This is a genomic window from Paramuribaculum intestinale, assembly GCF_030759015.1.
Classification (GTDB): domain Bacteria; phylum Bacteroidota; class Bacteroidia; order Bacteroidales; family Muribaculaceae; genus Paramuribaculum; species Paramuribaculum intestinale.
Genome location: NZ_CP098825.1, coordinates 2,882,510 through 2,900,134, shown reverse-complemented (window position 1 = coordinate 2,900,134; position 17,625 = coordinate 2,882,510). Strand labels below are relative to the sequence as shown.

Below are 17,625 nucleotides of genomic sequence, written 5' to 3'. Positions count from 1 at the left end.
CGTAACTTTGTTGCAAGAAGTTACGACAAAGGTCTAATTTGCTGAATTTGCTGAAGTCATTTGCTATGGGTAAGGCTGTCACATATTAGTCTTCTTTTGATTGTTCGTTTATAAAGTTTGAAACGAGGTCTTTGATTGTTTGTTCGGCATTTTTGACACCAACGAGACTTATCAACTGTTCATAATCGTCAATTTCGTTGTCTGTAAAAGTTACAACAATCTTTCGCTCATCTTTACCTGCAATATGAGTGTAATTCTCAGGATGAGACCAGAAGCAATTTTCACAGACTTCTACATCTTTTGATGTCCAGTTGGGACAATGTTCACACGTCCACGATTTTGCTCGGTTTGCAGAGGGGCTTAACAACATGTAACAGTCAATGTTATTTTCGTCTTGTTCACCGTCTATTTCATAAGGTATGCGATGATCCACTTGCAGCAATCTTTCTTCCATAGGTTGAAGATATATGAAACATACCGAGCCATACTTGTCAATTAGGGCCTTTTTTAAGGCTTCTGAGAGTGCGGTCCTACCTACTACCTTAGACAACTTATTGTCCGCAAATACGGGGTCGCCAAACTTGTATGCTCCAATACTCTTTCCTTCGCTGCTCTTTACAGTGTAAGTAACAAGATTTACACCACGTTCCCTAACGTCTCTAGCCGCTCTTGGGGCATGTTTATATCCGTAATTCTTCTCAAGCTCTTCGGTAGTAATGAAGCTGTGTTTTAGAATATGTTGAATTACAGTAGCTGGACGTTTGTCTGTAATTGCGTTGAGTTTATCAAGTATGTCTTTTGGATATTTCATAATGCGAATACTAATTGTTCTTGTACTTTTGGTTGTGCCACATTCTGGAGATTTGGACTTAGATACAAAGCCTCATAAGTAACTTCTTTTTTCCCTAATAACAGGGCTTGACTGGAAAGACCAGCGTTAAGCATTACCTTTCTAAGCCCGAGTTCATTCGGCAAATCATTACCATATTGCTTATCTCCACAACTTCCATCATAACTGATGATATAATCTATGCCTCTTCTGTTGAGATCTTCTAAGCTTTCTACGAATTCATCGAAGTTTATGCCTGAAAAATATCGGCTATCTCTGGTAGCACAAACACCTTGGTACGGGGGATCCATATAAACAATATCACCAGGATTAGTCATTTGTAACACTTCTCTATAATCTATTGAAGAAAATTCAGTTCTATTCTTTAAATAATTCGAAATACGAAAGATATTCCTCGCAAGATTAGTAGGTGACGTTCCTTTTCTTCTTTTGTCAGGAGATTGGTTAAATTGTCCATTGTTACCATATCGAACAGAGCCTTTTACACATCGTGCCAATAAGTATAACATGTTGGCTGCGCATTGGTTGCCATTATTAAAATCATCACGAACTTTATAATAGTGTGCAACACCACCTTCCTCATAAGTCAATTGCTCACTCCAAACCCGTGTATAATCATCAAGTAAGCGTTGGGGGTTGTTTATAGCTTCCTCCAACACACTTACAAGAGGTGTATTGAGATCGTTGAGACGATATGATTGGGCCTTATTCAGTCTAGATACGGCAATTGTTATAGCCGCCATTCCAGCGAAAGGCTCAATCAAGCGGTTAAACCGTTGCGGGAAATATGGCAAGATTTGTGGTGCAAGATTTCTCTTCGAACCTTGATATTGAACTATATGTGGAACACTACCATTCATTGTTTTTATTTGTATGAAAAAGTTCATTTATTTGAAGACTAAGATCTTCCAAAGAAAAAGTCATAACTTACTCTTGATTGGAAGGTGTCAATAAATCACGCCTGTCAACCTCAAGTAGAGTTGCTATTTTGTCAAGAGTATTCAAATCAGGCTGAACAATGTTATTACATCATTTACTAACAGTACAAGCAGACTTGCCTACTTGTTCTGCTAACCACTTGCTGGTTTTGTCCCGCTCTGCAAGAACTGCTTTTAAACGATTTAATTTAACCATGTTATTCAACAAATATAAAGTTTGGCGCAAAGATATTAGAATTATATGACATAGACGAATCTAATCTTCAAAAAGTTACAGACTTGCTTCTGATTTCTATGAAGCGCAGGTTCAACCAAGACTCCTGTAAATCAATTCTATCACTATATCTTTCCGTGTTTCACTCTTTTGTCGTAACTTTGTTGCAAAATCATCACTAAGTAACTCGCAAAAATTAGCTGCTGGTAATTTTTGATTTTGTTCGAGTGATTTTCGCTTGAAGACGATGGCGTGTAGCGAGCTACACGACTGAGGATGAAAGCAAAAAGCACCGGACAAAATCAAAAAGTACCGCAGCAAACCATGGGTTACTGACGAGTTCCATAATATCAACTAATTTTTAAGAGTTACTTATGTTATCATTACGTCACACTCTCATAGCTCTGGCCGCCACGGCTCTCACAGCCTCGGCCGACGACTTCGACCGCCATTTCTGCGACTCCACACTGCGCCTTGACTACATTTTCGCCGGCGACGCCTCCCGCCAGGGGGTCTACCTCGCATCGTCGTCGAAATCAGCCGGATGGGCCGGACGGCGCACACGGCTCGACCGAATGCCTCTCTCAGGCAACGGATCGGTCACCGTCACCGATCCCGCCACCGGCGACACGCTCTACACCACCACCTTCTCGTCGCTCTTCCACGAATGGCTCTCCACGCCCGAAGCTCTCACCACGCCAAAGGCCATGTCCAACGTATTTCTCGTGCCGCTACCAAAAGACTCGGCACGCATCACCATCAGCCTCCTCGACTCGCGCCACAGGCCCATGGCATCGATGAGCCATATCTACCGACCCGACGACGAGCTCGTCGGACGACCCGACGCCACGCCGCAGCCCCACCGCTACATCCACCGCGGAGGCGACACTGACAAAGCCATCGACGTGGCAATTCTCGCCGAAGGCTACACCGCCGAACAGACCGACTCATTCTACACCCATGCCGCGCAGGCCGTTGAGGCAATCCTCGCCCACGAACCGTTCCGCTCCATGCCCGAACGATTCAACTTCGTGGCCGTAGCCTCGCCCTCGGCCGACGAGGGAGTCAGCGTGCCACGGCTCTCCGACTGGCGCTCGACAGCCTTCTCATCGCATTTCTCCACATTCTATTCCGACCGCTACCTGACCACATCGGCTCTTCCGGCAGTTCACGACGCTCTCCGCGGCATACCCTACGAACATATCATCATCCTCGCCAACACGCCCGAATACGGCGGAGGAGGCATCTACAACTCCTACACGCTCACCGCAGCGCGCCACCCGCTCATGCGTCCGGTCGTAGTGCATGAGTTCGGCCACAGCTTCGGCGGACTCGCCGACGAATACTTCTACGAGCAGGATGTCATGTCCGACACCTATCCGCTCGACGTAGAGCCGTGGGAGCCCAACATCACCACCCTCGTCGACTTCCCCTCAAAGTGGCAGGCGCTGATCCCCGACAGCGTGCCGCAGCCAACACCCGTGGCCGACGCCAACCGCTACCCCATAGGCCTGTACGAGGGCGGAGGCTACTCTTTCAAGGGGGTGTATCGTCCGGCCGACCAATGCCGAATGCGCACCAACGCCCACCCCTCGTTCTGCCCCGCATGCACCGACGCCATGCGCCGCCTCATCCTATTCTACACCGAGCCCTGACCGCCCGCCGGCTGTGTCACAATCACACATTCCGTACTCTGCCCTCTATCCGGCATCGGGCGCTGTCAGAGCGCTTCAGCGACCCCAAAATATTCTTTGACGGCCGCCATAACCCGCGCCTGCGCCGCCACCCCGATATGGCTGCAGATCGGAAGCGACAGCACGCTTGCAGGCAACCGCCGCGCCCCGCGCATATCCCCGTCGCAGCGGCTGATGTCGCGGTATGCTTCCTGATCGTTAAGCAAAGAAGGATAATAGACCATCGACTCTATGCCCCTGTCGGCCAGAAACGCCCTCAGACCGTCGCGCAAAGAGGGGTCGACCCGGAGCGTGTACTGGTGATAGACATGAGCCACTCCACCGGCTCTCACAGGGCACTCCACGCCGGCCACGCCCTTCAGAGCCGCATCGTAACGCTCCGCAGCGGCTATCCTCGCCTCGATCCAATCATGAAGATGACGGAGCTTCACGCGCAGCACAGCCGCCTGCAGAGTGTCAAGACGTGAATTAATCCCCACCGTAAGGTAATTGTACTTCGGACTCTGGCCGTGATTGGCAATCATCCTTATGCGTTGCGCCAGCTCACCGTCGTCGGTCATCACCGCACCGCCGTCGCCATAGCAGCCAAGCACCTTTGTCGGGAAAAACGATGTGCACCCGATCAGCCCCACACTGCCGGCACGGGCCATTGCTCCCGACTCTGACCTGCAGCGGGCGCCAAGCGACTGGGCGTTGTCCTCCACCACCACAAAACCGTGACGACGCGCAAGCTCAAACAAAGGCGGCATATCGCATGGCTGCCCGAACATATGCACCGCCACGACGGCACGCGTTCGCCCAGAGATCAGACGCTCGACGCTCGACGAGTCGATATTGAATGTCAGCGGATCCACATCGGCAAACACCGGAGTGGCGCCACGCATGGCCACGGTCTCGGCCACTGCCCCGAACGTAAACGCCGGCACAATCACCTCGTCGCCACTTCCCACGCCGATGGCCGTCATGGCCAGCAGCAGAGCGTCGGTGCCGCTGCCGCACGTCACGCAATGACCTACGCCCGTCCACGCCGCAAGCTCCTCCTCCAGCAGCGCCGTCTGCGGACCGCGCACAAAGGAGCAATCCCTCATCACCTCGCCCATGGCAGCATCAATCTCATCCTTCACCGAAAGATACTGCCCGTAAAGATCCACCATCCGTATCATACCGCAGGATATATGTCAGACTTACGGCTCTCCATAAGATGCCTCAGCATCGGATGATACTCACCGACAAGAGGCGACACCGCCAGCGAGCGCGCCGCCTCCACCGTGGCCACGGCCTCAAGGGTGTCATCAAGCGAAAAACCCCTGCCGGCCATGATTTCACCATAGCTGCGGTCGTGAAGATCGGCAAAACCGGTCGAAAAGTCAAACAGATCGCCATCAACCGACAGCCTGCGGCACGCTCCCGAATGACCGGCCGGCAGATGCGACGGATTGACACTCAGAAAAAAACACACCCGGGCACGCTCAAGCTCCATAACGCCCGATATGCAGTCGGCCTCCGACCGATGGAGCCTCATCCCCGTCCGGCGGCCGAACATCCAGTGCAGCAGATCTATAAAATGTATGCCGATATTGGTAAGCACACCGCCGCTTTTGCCTGCATCGCCCTTCCACGAAGCCGCATACCACCTGCCACGCGGAGCTACATACACCAGCTCCACATCATGACACGCACCCGGCGTGCCGCTCGCCGTCTTTTCCCTGATTCTCACCGCCTCCGGATGAAGACGCATCTGGAGTATCGGGCTGACACTGCGCCCACATGCCCGGGCCGCTTCCGAAAGCCGCCGGTGCTCCGCCACGCCGGTCACCACCGGCTTCTCGCATATCACATCCATGCCGGCCTCAAGCCCGGCCACCGAATGCCCGCAATGCAGATAATTGGGAGTGCACACCGTCAGATAATCAGCCCGGCCACCCTTCAGGCCGTCAAAAAAGACATTGCTGTCGGTTGTAAACTCCGCATCCGGAAAATATGAGTCGATGATCCCCACGCTGTCCGACACGTCGCACGCCGACACAACCCTGCCGCCCACACTACTGACCGCAGCCAGATGACGCGGCGCGATATACCCGCCCACGCCTATGATCGCAAACCGTTTCTGATTCTTCTCCATCACTTTTCATTTACATTATACTATTCTGATGATGCTTCATCACCCTACCGCTCCGCTTACGCTTCATAAACTCTCTCAGCCTGTGGCACAATCCCACCGACACCGTCCGCCAGCAGAGATAAGCCTTTATAAGCAATATCTGATGCGGTATCGACAGCGGCTTTATGATTCCGTACCGACACACACGCTTGTCCGCCACATGCTTGAAAATATCTCTCCATTTGATATACTCGCCCGCGAAAACCGCTATAAACTCTTTGTCGGGACTGACCGACTGTGCCGACAGACACACCGTATGGATCGCGTCGCGCAGCAAATGACGCGAATACTCCTTTTCGCTGAAATTTTCGAGCATCCATATATGTATCAGGCGTCTTTGTTCTATATATTCGGATTTTACGGCATTCGTATAGCTCGTTTCGCCTATGCGTTGTCTGTAATGGTAAAGCGCCACAGGTACAGTAATCCACATCGGATCAGCCTTTACCATCTTGTAGTTCATCAGCAGATCCTCGCCCATGTCGATTCCGGGTTCGTAATGCAAGCCGTTGTCATAGAACAGACTCCTTCGTACCAGTTTGTTCCACATCATACCCACATGTTCACGCATGAAGCCTTCACGGTCGCGCCGCGCACGGTTGCCCTTGCCGAATACCACTTTCATGCTTGCTCCACTCCGATAATTCCGCCAGAAGCCGCAGATGGCTATATCCACTCCGGAGCTGGATGCAGCCTCATAGAGGGTCTCATACATCTCCGGCTCTACCCAGTCGTCGCCGTCGCATACTATCACATACTCCCCACGCGCCATGTCCAGACCCGCCTGACGCGCTGCCGCTACCCCCGCATTAGGCTGATGCAGCACCTTGAAATGCGGATTACGGGCCGCATATTCGTCGCATATCTCTCCGCTTCCGTCAGTCGATCCGTCATCCACAATCACGCACTCCATATCCCGGAATGTCTGAGCCTCGATCGAGTCAAGACACTGCCGCAGATATGCCGACGTATTATACACCGCTACTATTACCGACACCTTGACACTCATACACCCACACATTTATTGCCACACTGTCCGCTTCCGTCCGTCATATTGCCGGCAAGATAATCAAGAAGCTTGCCAACCTGACGGCTGCGGCGGAACTCTTTTATCCTGTCCCAGTCACGCGGCATGGTCCGCCTGTTGAGCCACAGATCATAACACTTCATCACAGCACTCTTTATCGCCGGAATATCATCCTCGTCCACGGCATACCCGGCGCCTGTGTCACGCATAAGATCGCCCACCACATCGCCGGGATCACTGATCGCCAGGATCGGCTTGTTGGTAGCAAGATAGTCAAGAAGCTTGCCCGAATACACCCCCTTGCGCCCGGCGCGGCGGCTATAGATCATCAGCAACGCGTCGCATTCCTCTATCGACATGCGTACCGCCTCGTCATGATCCACAATCGGCAGTTCCACCACATTCGATCTTAAGGCATCAGGAATATCTATCTTCAACGGATTGCCTACGATCTTTATCACACAGTCGGCCGGCAGACGTCCCTCATCGATCAGCTCGACATATGCGCCAAACAGATTGTCGGGATGAATGCCCGGATAGAATCTGCCAAGATACATCATCGTAAACCGATCTTGAAAGCAGCAGTCGTACACTTCCGGATAATCATATCCGTTGCATATCTCAAGCACGCGTCCATGCGACGAGGCGCGCCTCAGATCATCAACTATCGGCTTTGACACCGACAATATCAGATCCGACATATCCAACGTCATTTTCATCGCTTTTTTCAATCGACGCAACGACAACCGATGCAATAACGGAATAGCGTATTTGAGTCTTGGCACCCGTAACTCATCGCGCATATCGGCAATCCAGTACACCTCCGGAAACTCCCGCTTTAACTTCAAGGCACACCTGTGCGACACCATGTCGTGACCACTCGTCGAAAGAACGGCATCAATCCTCCCGCCGGCCATGACCCGACGCGACGCAGCTATAGCCTTCCTGCACCATAGCGAAGAATTCAAGGTCAGCCTGTATTCCAAAGCTTTCACCGCACGCCGCATGCTCCATCGCCCATCATAAATGCGGCTGGACAGATAGCTGTAATTCCTGACAATCGGATCACTCACATATCGTACATCACACCCCTCCCATGACTCGTTCACATCCTCCGCCCCCTCTGCAATGACAGTCACATCGTGCCCGGCCCGGCTGAAATACCGGGCGAAAGCATTCATTCTGAACGCACCGATCATATTGGACGGATGAAACACATTTGTAATTATCAGTATCCTCATCAAGCAACTCGTAAAAATTAGCTGTTTATCACACTATTTTATTATCCGGAACCTCACCGCCACGTAACGGCCGAAATTCGAGTCCGAGCCAACGCCCGACGACCATATACATCATCACCGCCACTGCCAATGCAGCCACGAGCGCCGTCGGAGCGTCAGTGATACCAGTTATCGCTATCAGCCCCTTGCCCGCTACGCACGAAGTACCCGACGCCACAAGCAAGCGCGCCAGATCCCGTAGCGGAAGCCGGCGCCACAGAGCCGCCTCCGTATGGCGGCTCACAGAGCGGAACAGCAGCAAAATACCTCCCAGACGCGTCGTCACCGCTATCGCTGCTATCATCGTCAACGAAGGGAAAAAACTCACGGCCAAACAATCCAACGCCACAAGCAGAATGGCCGTCATCAAATGCACTTTGGCAAAATTGCGCGATAATCCGAGGGCTGTCATAAGCGGAAAGAAAGGGACTATCCACACCAGACATATCAGCGACGCCAGGCGAAACAATACCGAGCCGCAACGATAGCCCTCGCCAAAAAGAGTCACCATGATCTCCGGCGCATAAACTATGCAGAACACCGCGACAGGCCACACCACCGACGCCGACTTATATACCGACCGGCACCACACACCGATACACTCATCTCTATCAGTCAGCGCAAGCCTCGACAACTCCGGCAACAGCACCGAACCGACTGCCGACGTGACGATCACCGCCAGCGGCATCTCACGAAATCCATTGGAAAACACTGCGAAATCGCCTGCACCGAAATAGCGGCTGACAAAAAACTGGCTCGACGAAGAGATTATGAAGCTATAGATCCCGGCATAGAACACCGGCATAGCAAACCGCATAACCTCGCCGTATGACAATCCGCCGGCTACAGCCGTCACCCCTCTGAAAGGGCTGTAGGACAGCCACAGGCCGACGGCGCCTGACACCACCGACGCTGCCACAAAAGCCACCGTCACGCAGCCCGTATCGCCCCCCGACGCCCACGCCGTCACTACCACGCACAGCAGCGTCGCCAGACGGCTCAGGCACACATAGCACGCCAGCTGACGGCTCCGCCGGCAAGTCACCATAATACCCTCAACACCCACTGCCGGCATCATGGCCAACGGCACCACCGAAAACACCCGGAGACCCGGCCCCAAAGCGGCATTGCCGAGCAACGAGGCGAGCTGATCGGACAGCAGAAACAGCGACAGGGCAAACACCCCTCCCATTCCCACACACAGCCGCGTCAGCTTCGTCACCACCCCACGCCCCTCGCCGGCCGACTTCACCCTCGCCAAAAAATAAGAATAACAGCCGGGCAGACCCAGCGAGAACACAACCAGCAGAGTGCCGTAGACATACAATAGCTGAAGATACGTCCCGTAGTCATCAGGAGTCATCAGTCGGCTGAGGGCCATGGCAATGAAAAGCGACAGACACATCGACACACCCTTCGACACGCCCACCCACGCGGCTTCACCCGCACGACCTCCGCGCAATCCGCCGAAATATGTCGACAGCCGGCTCCGCATCAGAGAGTCCAGTATCTGAGATTGGAAATACGTCCCTTGTAGGTGCCGCCAAGATCAGCGAGCAGAGCCTCCGGTCCGGTCGTGACGCGGGCGAACCACTCATCCTCCAGACCCCTATAGCATTCATGCGCCACAGCGATCACAACCGCATCATACACCCCCGACGGACAGCTCGATAGCTCAAAGCCATACATCCGCTTCACAGACTCGCCGTCGACCATCTCGTCGACCACATCACACTCCGCTCCGCGCTCCGACAGACACTCCCTAAGCGCCGCCGCACCGCTGCTGCGTATATCGTCGGAATCCGGCTTATAAGCCACACCAAGCACCAGCACACGAGGCCGTCGCCCCTCCCTCCCGACAGAGCCGGAGATCCGACGCAACACCTCATCGGCCACATATCCGGCCATGCTTTCGTTGACAGAGCAGCCGAGCCTGGTCAGAGGCATATCAATTCCCCGGCGGGCTGCCTCCGAAATCATATAGTAAGGATCTACCGGTATGCAGTGGCCGCCTACCAGTCCGGGACTGTAGGCTGTAAAATTCCACTTCGACGAAGCAAGCCTCACCACCTCCGACACGTCGATCCCCATACGTCCGAGCGTCATCGACATCTCGTTGATCAGTGCGATATTGACACACCGTTGTATGTTTTCCAGAAGCTTCGCCGATTCGGCCGCCCGTATGTCCGACGCCCAGCTAAGGGGCGCACTGACCACACGGCCATACACACGGGCTATCTCCTCAGCAGCCTCCTCATCGCACCCCGATATGATTTTAGGAGTATTTGTCAGATCATGCGCCAGATCGCCCGGATTGATCCGCTCCGGCGAATAACCCACTTTGAAATCCAGGCCACACTCAAGACCTGAGATCCTTTCGAGAAGCGGCACACACTCCCGCTCGGTGCATCCGGGAAATACCGTCGATTCATACACCACATAATCGCCACGCTTCAGAATGCCGCCCACCGACTCCGTGGCCGCCAGCAACTGGCTGATATCAGGCGTGTGGCTGTCATTGACCGGCGTGCCTACAGCCACTATATAGAACGACGCATCTGCAAGATCGTCGATACAGCCCGCTATTACAGGCCTGCCGCCATACTGCGCCCCGCTTCCGTCATTGTTCAATGGGGGGGGGTAATCCGTTGAACTACAATTGCATACCTTTTTTACCAAATCAAAACCCACTACATTGAAGTGCTTGGCCATCTCCAATGCAAGCGGCATGCCCACATATCCCAGACCAACTACTCCTACAGAGGTCTGACGCGAGCAAAGTCGGTCATATATCCCCATTGCCATCCGATTCCTCATAAACAGTTCCGTTTTCATTACGATATATGATCCCCGATTCTGGGCAGACAGCCATGCCCGTGGAATCAAACTCAAGCAACGCGCCATATCGGCTCATCCAGCCGGAATGCCGCGCCGGAACGCCGGTCACCACGGCATAGTCGGGAACATCGGCAGTAACTACACTGCCTGCCCCCACAAAGCCATACCGCCCGATCGTCACACCACACCTTATCGTGGCGTTCCCCCCTATCGTGGCGCCCTCTCTCACTAAAGTCCGCTCATACTGGCCGCGGCGGCATATCTCGCTCCGCGGATTGCGCACGTTGGTAAACACGCACGACGGCCCGAGAAACACATTATCTTCCACCGTCACGCCCGAGTACACCGACACATTGTTCTGCACCTTCACATTGCGTCCCAGGCTGACGCCGTCGGCTATCATGACATTCTGCCCAAGAGTGCAGCCGTCGCCGATTGTCGCGCCGCCCATCACATGGCAGAAATGCCAGATACGGCAACCGTGTCCTATCACGGCGCCGTCATCTACTATCGAGGTGCTGTCTATGTACGTTTCAGAAGTCTGTCCTGGCATGTCTGACATTTGTTAGGCGATTGCTTATTACCGGAGTCCTTGTCTCCGCTCAAGAATTCAAAACGCACAAAAGTAACAATAATTCTCCAATACCCAAAGCCACGGCCGACATCCGTCACGCTTCGGCTACAGCTTCACCGCCCGCCGGCGGAGTCACCGCCCCCGGAAGTAGCTGCAGCTCGCCTCCGGACTGCGTCTCACCGTCGAGGCCACATACACTGCCATGCCGCGGGTCATCACCACGTCGTCGTGACAGCCGTCGCGCGCGGCATACCCGCCGCCCGGAAGCTGCGTGTAGGTCATCATCTCGTCGCAGGCCATATTGTCGCGCTCAAGATACTCATGCTCCCTGACAGCTCTTATCAGACTCTCCACCACCAGTCCTTTGGTCTGACGGTTGGTATGGAATCCCAGTCGCCGCTCCCGCTGAGGATTGAAGGTGTCGCGCAGAGTGCGGGCATACAGATGGCCGTAACATTCGCTGAGCTGCTCGAGAATGTAGGTCGACGATCCGGCACGCTCTGTCTCGAGAGTGTTGCTCTCCACCACCAGCAGAGCCTCGTTGTAATAGGCGGCTATCGCGGCAGCCTTCCACCCGAGAAGATCGTGGTCGATATGGCCGCGCCACTGGGCGGCTATCCGCATCGGTCCGCTTCCGTCGGCCTCGCCGCGGTCCATCACCGCTATCACCGACCAGTCCGCACCGGCACTGCGACCGCCTATGTCCACCGTCACCACATAACGGTCGCTGTTATGTCGCTCGCGCGCAGGCCACTCCCACACCTTCAGGCACCCTTTGGCGTCGGCCGCGAACTTCACCCCGCGGAGGGCGTCCGGTCCTGTCAGAGCCATGCCGCCGACCTCGCCCACAGCCACCGGATCATGACACGTCGAGCGCATACGCTCCACCAGATCGGGAGCAAACACTCCGAAACCGCTGTTGATAAACGCTTCGGTGTCGTCGGTCGGATACTCCGCCATCACTTTCGAATGATCAGGAGCTTCACGCCGCTTGAGCTGATACCATCTGATCTGTTCGAGAGTCAGACCGCGCCGCCACAGATTGCGCTCATATTCATCCATCTGACTGACGATCTGACCCACGTCGCCCGCATCAGCCACATTCTCCTCGATCTCATGCCAGCCTACAAACACGGCCGCCTTGTCGCTGCTCCCATCCTTCGCACGAAGCCACTCCTTGTGGAAGTAATTGCCCACGCCGTTGGCAGTGCTTTCGATCACCACCGCCGTAAGCGGCTGCAGGGCTATGCCCGAACAGATGGCTCTCACGAAATCGGCCGGCTTCATAAGATCGGTGTCACGCCAGAAAGCCACCTCGCTCAGATGAGCGAGCCTTATGTCAAGACCCCTCACCGCGTCCTGGCCGAACGACGAGCCTACGGTCACCGTAGCCCTGCGCCCGCTCACGATCCGGCTGCTGCTGCCGTCGCCGCTCGGCACAAGACCCTTTTTCAGCCTGCGCCACTGCTCTTCGTCATCACACAGTTCACGGGGATAATTGCGCAGCAGCCGGTCATACATCCTCCGTATTGTCCCCGACGTGTTCAGCACCTGGGCGCATATCAGCGAATTCAGCCCCTCGGCCACTACCGTCTGAAGCCATGCGTAGTAGATCTGCGTCAGGGTGCTTCCGCCCCATTGGCGCGACTTAAGCAGTATCACTCTCACAGGCATTCCGCCACGCCGCTGTCCCTCCATCACACCGAGCAGTTTGCGTTGCGGGCGGTTGAGCTTCATCCGCATCATCCGGCCGGTCTGCTTGTCGGAGATCTCCACACACCGCCACGCCCAGAACTCGAAATCATACTCAGCCCGCAGCCTCTCGATCTCGACCACACGGCGACACGATTTGATCCGTGGATCAGACATCATCTCCACCGGCACCAGCCACCGTCTGAAACAGCGTTTCAGCTCCACCCTCTCGCCGCAGCAGCCTTCGCCGCTCTCCGGATCATACGCTCCGCTGCAGGCGGCCTTGCGGCGCTCGTTTTCGGCCACCAAAGCCACCGGATCTGAGAATATCGTATCCTTTTCTTCGTCTGTAATCATGCCTTACAATCGCTTTACACACATTTCCCTCCACCCGCAACTACATCCACTGTCGCCGAACGAAGCCTCATGTCGGCCGACACGCGCCCTTTCAGCCTCAGCTCTACGTATGGCCGCGACGGACACACCACACCCTTCAGCCTCAACACACCGCGGATCGGCCCGCGTATCCTCCACCGGCTGACCGTCTGCATCCGGCGGCGACCTCCGGCAGCGATCTCCACCACGCCGTCAAACGACGAGGCTCTCAGCCGCAATTCCGCTCCACACACCCGCTCCCCCTCTTCGAGCTCCACTCCGGCCCGCCATTCAGCCTCGCCCTGTCGCGCCGGGTCGGCCATATACTCCGTGCCGTCGTCATCGACAAGGAAGCTGCGTCCCGACACGTCGGTCATCAGCGGCAATCCGCTTGACGGGTCTATCCGGGCCGACATCCATCGGCCGCCACCGATCGCCTTCACACATCCGCCCGCTATCGCCACCACTCCGCTCCCGGTAGCGGCATAATACCCTTCACGGGCCGGGATCAGCGACCCCGTCACCCGCACTCCCGACAGACTTGTGGCCGCGATGCGCTCCGAAGCCATATCCACGCTCACACCGTAGATGCCGTCAGAAGCCGTCGCATACAGGTGACATCTCGACGAGTCCCACGTAGTGCGGCTTCTGTCGGCGAGCGCCATGTCGGCCACTTCCACACCTGCGCCTAACAGACACGCCGCGATCCTGTCGCCCGCCACCGCCACGAGAGCATTGCCGACACGCCGCTCCCTCCCTCGCGCCGCCCCGCTGCCTCTCTCCTCGCTGTCATCCATATGTTCTTTCTCCTCATGTTCTCTCCCATCCTCTCCTCTCTCTCCCTCTCCTCTCACCTCCTCTATCCTCTCCGGGGCTGCGGCGGCAAGCCCTGCGGTGACATGCAGCGACCGGCTCATATCGGCCGACGGCACAAGCATAGCATCAAAATGCTTGCTCACACCCCCGCACACTGCCTCTATATGCAGTTCCGACATATCGCCCGACGGATACCCCACCACCACACTGCGCGCTATCGTACTGAAGTCACCCCTCATCACAGCCTCGCGCACCACCTCCGCGCCATCGCGCCCCGTCACCCTCGCACGCAGCTCTATCAGATCGTCACCCTCGCCGGCCACCACCATCTCAAGCGGCGAAACTCCCTCGAATCGCACGGTCGTGATGCCGCTCATCACTGCCGTATCACCCGACCTCACACACCGTTCAGCCCTGAAACCGCATGGAGTGCCGACCGCCGACAGAAGCCGCTCCTCAGCTGTCAGCGTATGCTTTGCCGCCTCTTCGGCCTGCACTGCCACTCTGTCGCTAAGCCTACGGCTGACGGCCACATCGCCGCGGGCCGCATCGCCCACTCTCACCACCCTCGCCTCACCGGCCTTGATCCGTGCCGCCACACGCATCCACCCCATGCCGCAACCCGACAGCATCATGGCCTTTGACGTCAGACTCCGCAGGTTAGGGGTCAGCGCGGTTGTAGCTCCCGGAAGAGCGAGCCTCACCGTGGGATTGTTCCCCTCCGCGCCATCTATCCTCACCTCGGAGAGGCCGTCGGGATCCACCGGATGAAGCTGTTCGCCCACGTATATCTCCACCTCGGCCACTCCGCTGTCAGCGCCGTAAGCCGGTATCTCCGCCTCCAGAGCATACGCCTCAGCCTCCATCGCGAAATCAGCGATCGTGAAATCCGTCGGGCTGCGACGCGTCAGCCCCGGACAAAAAACGCCGCACAGCTGCGCGCCCTCCCTCGCACCCACAAATCCTACGCCCGATTCATACAGCACCGACCCGTCAGCACCGATAAGCCTGTAGCCGCAAGCCACCGGCTGGAGCATCATGCCGTTCTCGGCAGCCTCCGCCACCAGACCGCAATAGGCCGTGCCAAGCATATCCGACAGCGACGCCACATCCTTGTCGCCCATACCCTGACGCCTCCCCGGATCCCCCTCCGAGGGAGTGAAAGCCGAGGTCTGACGCTGCATCCGTCCCGCCACCCTGGCCACCAGCCTCACCGGAGCATACACCGCCGTGCGGCGCTCGTATGTCTCACTTCCGCCCGACGGCTTGCCGCCGTTGCTGTCATCGTCGGCCGATGGTATCGGCGTCATTGGCGTCAATGCGCCGCGGAGCCTCACCAGATTCACGCACTGCTTCACTCTGCCGCCTCCACGCTCCACTCCGGTAGCCGATACCTTCACCCTCTGCAATCTCTTTGTGCTCATCCTGTCGTATTTTGCGTTTACTTTCCGGTTGCAAAATTACCACCCGACCCACCGCATCGCTGCGCGCGTTTATCGCCCCGCACACCTGCTGATAAGCATTTTTATACGAGCTTAACACACGCCTATGATGGCCGTCTCCGACATTATCGCTATATTTGCCGGACAGCATTTCAAAACCCTCACAGCAATAAACCACCGCATGAGCCAGATACTTGTATTCAACAACGAAGTCGCCGCCGCAGTCGAAGCCATAGTCGACGAAGCCAAACCCAACGGACTGTTTATAATCACCGACACCAACGTGCGCCGCGAAGTGCTCCCGTCTCTCGCAGAGCAATCGCCGGCAGTAGCCCGGGCATGCGTCATAGAGTGCGAGCCGGGCGACGAAGCCAAAAACCTCCGCACCCTTTCGGAGATATGGAGCCGGCTCGTGGCCGGAGGATGCTCCCGCAGCTCTCTGATCATCAATCTCGGAGGAGGAGTCGTCACCGACATGGGAGGATTCGCGGCCGCCACATTCAAGCGCGGAGTGAAATTCATCAACATCCCCACCACACTTCTCGCGGCTGTCGACGCGTCCGTAGGAGGAAAGACCGGCATCAACTTCGAAGGACTCAAAAACGAAATCGGCGTATTCCGCGAGGCAGTGGCCGTCATCATCTCCACATGCTTCTTCGGCTCGCTGCCGCGCGAGGAACTCCTTTCGGGCTACGCCGAAATGCTCAAACACGGGCTACTCGACTCCGAAGAGGCCGTCGACATGCTCCTCGATTTCCCTATCGAAAACTGCGACGAGCCCAAGGAACTGCTCCAACTGCTCAAAAAAAGCGTGGCGGTAAAGCAACGCGTGGTTGAGGCCGACCCCCACGAGCACGGACTCCGCAAGGCTCTCAACCTCGGACACACCATGGCCCACGCCATGGAAGGACTCGCCCTTAAGACAGGCAGTCATCTCGCCCACGGCTATGCGGTGGCGCGCGGACTTGTCGCCGACCTGGTGCTCTCCCACATGAAACACGGATTCCCCTCGGAACGGCTCCACTCGGTGGCCGCGTTCGTAAAATCACGCTATGGCGCACCGGAATTCACCTGCGACGACTACGACACGCTGATCCAGCTCATGCGCCACGACAAAAAAAACATCGATCCGGAGACAATCAACTTCACACTGCTTGCAGCCCCGGGCGACATCCGGCTCGACTCCACCGCCACACCTCAAGAGATCACGGCTGCGCTCGATATCACCCGCGACCTTCTCGGCTGCTGACCATCGTTGCGACAGCCAACAGCCCATCCCCCTCAAGCTCCACAAAGCTCACCCTCGCCCCGCCGCGTGACACTATGCTGTCTCCCCGCCGCCACGCGTCCAGATCCTCAGCCCGAAGCACATCAATCTCCCCGAGCGTCATCCGGCCATTCTCGGGCGTCAGCTTGTAGACTGCCTCCTTTGCCGTCCAGATCCGTTGCAGCAGCCTTATATCGCACTGTTCAGGCAGCGGCAGCACCTTGCGCTCGGCGGCAGTGAGTATCCGCCCCGTCACACGCCGCAGCTGCTCGCGCGCCGACTCCGCATCGACACCTAACCGCACGCCATGGCCGCACAACGCCACCACGGCACACCCCGCGCCATGACTCACCGACACCCGGCCATCACCATACCCCTCAACCTTCGGAGCGCCGCAAGCCGTATGACCTAACACAGTGCCGGAGCCAAACATTGCCTCCACAAGCCGCTGCGTAGC

The 17,625-nt window shown here is 56.2% G+C and carries 14 protein-coding genes and 1 pseudogene; 2 read left to right on the top strand and 13 right to left on the bottom strand.

What is annotated here, in order from left to right:
* Window positions 1-85: 85 nt before the first annotated feature.
* The 3 genes and pseudogenes from NF347_RS13030 to NF347_RS13020 form a co-directional block, all read right to left on the bottom strand.
* The gene (locus NF347_RS13030; RefSeq protein WP_107036432.1) at window positions 86-811 is read right to left on the bottom strand and encodes an HNH endonuclease; all 726 of its coding nucleotides are present in this window, start codon (window positions 809-811) and stop codon (window positions 86-88) included.
* A complete protein-coding gene (locus tag NF347_RS13025) occupies window positions 808-1,737 on the bottom strand; it encodes a Dam family site-specific DNA-(adenine-N6)-methyltransferase (RefSeq protein WP_107036433.1) in 930 nt (309 codons plus the stop codon). The genes NF347_RS13030 and NF347_RS13025 overlap by 4 nt, the downstream gene beginning before the upstream one ends.
* A 40-nt stretch (window positions 1,738-1,777) precedes the next feature.
* A pseudogene (locus NF347_RS13020) lies at window positions 1,778-1,984 on the bottom strand (helix-turn-helix domain-containing protein).
* Window positions 1,985-2,376: 392 nt separating this feature from the next.
* Between NF347_RS13020 and NF347_RS13015 the strand changes: the two are divergent.
* Complete coding sequence (locus tag NF347_RS13015) at window positions 2,377-3,657, top strand: M64 family metallopeptidase (RefSeq protein WP_107036434.1); 1,281 nt, start codon at window positions 2,377-2,379, stop codon at window positions 3,655-3,657.
* A gap of 65 nt (window positions 3,658-3,722) precedes the next feature.
* Here NF347_RS13015 and NF347_RS13010 read toward each other — a convergent pair whose 3' ends face one another.
* The 9 genes from NF347_RS13010 to NF347_RS12970 all read right to left on the bottom strand — a co-directional run bounded on the left by NF347_RS13010 (window position 3,723) and on the right by NF347_RS12970 (window position 15,883).
* The gene (locus NF347_RS13010) at window positions 3,723-4,859 is read right to left on the bottom strand and encodes a DegT/DnrJ/EryC1/StrS family aminotransferase (RefSeq protein WP_237613035.1); all 1,137 of its coding nucleotides are present in this window, start codon (window positions 4,857-4,859) and stop codon (window positions 3,723-3,725) included.
* Complete coding sequence (locus tag NF347_RS13005; RefSeq protein WP_107036435.1) at window positions 4,856-5,818, bottom strand: Gfo/Idh/MocA family protein; 963 nt, start codon at window positions 5,816-5,818, stop codon at window positions 4,856-4,858. Before NF347_RS13005 ends, NF347_RS13010 begins: the two co-directional genes overlap by 4 nt.
* Before the next feature lie 10 nt (window positions 5,819-5,828).
* Window positions 5,829-6,866, bottom strand: coding sequence for a glycosyltransferase family 2 protein (locus tag NF347_RS13000; RefSeq protein WP_161553755.1), 1,038 nt, complete (start codon window positions 6,864-6,866; stop codon window positions 5,829-5,831).
* Window positions 6,863-8,065: a glycosyltransferase gene (locus tag NF347_RS12995; protein WP_237613040.1), complete on the bottom strand. Its 1,203-nt coding sequence runs from the start codon at window positions 8,063-8,065 to the stop codon at window positions 6,863-6,865. Before NF347_RS12995 ends, NF347_RS13000 begins: the two co-directional genes overlap by 4 nt.
* Before the next feature lie 88 nt (window positions 8,066-8,153).
* Window positions 8,154-9,659, bottom strand: coding sequence for a lipopolysaccharide biosynthesis protein (locus NF347_RS12990; protein ID WP_107036438.1), 1,506 nt, complete (start codon window positions 9,657-9,659; stop codon window positions 8,154-8,156).
* Window positions 9,659-10,963, bottom strand: a complete 1,305-nt coding sequence (locus NF347_RS12985; RefSeq protein WP_240604873.1) for a nucleotide sugar dehydrogenase — start codon at window positions 10,961-10,963, stop codon at window positions 9,659-9,661. The genes NF347_RS12990 and NF347_RS12985 overlap by 1 nt, the downstream gene beginning before the upstream one ends.
* Complete coding sequence (locus NF347_RS12980; RefSeq protein ID WP_107036464.1) at window positions 10,950-11,555, bottom strand: acyltransferase; 606 nt, start codon at window positions 11,553-11,555, stop codon at window positions 10,950-10,952. Before NF347_RS12980 ends, NF347_RS12985 begins: the two co-directional genes overlap by 14 nt.
* A gap of 153 nt (window positions 11,556-11,708) precedes the next feature.
* Window positions 11,709-13,625 (bottom strand): hypothetical protein, encoded by a 1,917-nt coding sequence (locus tag NF347_RS12975; RefSeq protein WP_107036440.1) that lies wholly within the window; start codon window positions 13,623-13,625, stop codon window positions 11,709-11,711.
* Window positions 13,626-13,639: 14 nt separating this feature from the next.
* Window positions 13,640-15,883 (bottom strand): hypothetical protein, encoded by a 2,244-nt coding sequence (locus NF347_RS12970; RefSeq protein WP_107681365.1) that lies wholly within the window; start codon window positions 15,881-15,883, stop codon window positions 13,640-13,642.
* A 124-nt stretch (window positions 15,884-16,007) separates the two neighbouring features.
* On the opposite strand from NF347_RS12970, the gene aroB reads away from it, so the two are divergent.
* Complete coding sequence (aroB, locus tag NF347_RS12965) at window positions 16,008-17,150, top strand: 3-dehydroquinate synthase (RefSeq protein ID WP_237613036.1); 1,143 nt, start codon at window positions 16,008-16,010, stop codon at window positions 17,148-17,150.
* Here the strand turns inward: aroB and NF347_RS12960 are convergent.
* On the bottom strand, window positions 17,125-17,583 hold the full coding sequence (locus NF347_RS12960) for a 4'-phosphopantetheinyl transferase family protein (protein ID WP_161953424.1): 459 nt from the start codon (window positions 17,581-17,583) through the stop codon (window positions 17,125-17,127). The genes aroB and NF347_RS12960 overlap by 26 nt on opposite strands.
* Window positions 17,584-17,625: the final 42 nt, after the last annotated feature.